Genomic DNA, 739 nt, shown 5'->3' on the forward strand with positions numbered 1-739 from the left:
AACTTCTCCGACGAACCCAGCGCACGACCGCCCGAGATGATGATCTTGGCAGACGTCAGTTCCGGACGATCCGACGACGACAAGGCGTCAGTAACATGGGTGGAAAGGCCGGGGTTGGCGGCGGCGGCGACGCTTTCGACCGGGGCACTGCCACCCTCGCCGGCCGCGGCGAACGAGGCGGTGCGCACGGTGATCACCTTCTTCGCATCGCTCGCCTGCACCGTCTGGATGGCATTGCCGGCATAGATCGGACGCTTGAAGGTGTCTGGCGAAATCACCTCGACGATCTCCGAGACCTGCGCCATGTCGAGCAGCGCGGCCACCCGCGGCAGCACGTTCTTGGCCGACGAGGTCGCGGCGGCGATGATCGTGTCATAGGCAGGCGCCAGCGAGACGATCAAGGCCGCCAGCGGCTCGGCGAGATTGTTGGCAAGGCTGGCATCGTCGGCGACCAGCACCTTGGTGACGCCGGCCAGTTTGGTCGCCGCATCGGCGGCGGCCTTGGCATTGGAACCTGCGACCAGCACATGCACGTCGGCGCCGATCTGTTTGGCGGCCGTCAGCGCCTTGGCGGTCTGGTCGGAAAGATGCGTGTTGTCGTGTTCTGCCAGAAGAAGAATGGCCATGGTAAAAAACTCCTCAAATCTTCCGGTTCAGATCAAAGCACGCCGGCTTCGTTCTTCAGCTTGTCGATCAGCTCAGCGACGGAGCCCACCTTGACGCCCGCCTTGCGGCCGGC

At 64.1% G+C, this 739-nt stretch carries 1 protein-coding gene and 1 pseudogene; both read right to left on the reverse strand.

Translation table 11 applies throughout. The features are described 5' to 3' along the window. On the reverse strand, positions 1-626 hold a 626-nt coding region (locus P7F60_RS30770; protein WP_277921237.1), incomplete at its 3' end, for an electron transfer flavoprotein subunit alpha/FixB family protein. A gap of 32 nt (positions 627-658) precedes the next feature. Continuing rightward, positions 659-739: pseudogene (locus tag P7F60_RS30775) on the reverse strand (electron transfer flavoprotein subunit beta/FixA family protein); the annotation flags it as partial.

Source organism: Rhizobium sp. YJ-22, from assembly GCF_029601685.1.
In the GTDB taxonomy this organism is placed as follows: Bacteria; Pseudomonadota; Alphaproteobacteria; order Rhizobiales; family Rhizobiaceae; genus Metarhizobium.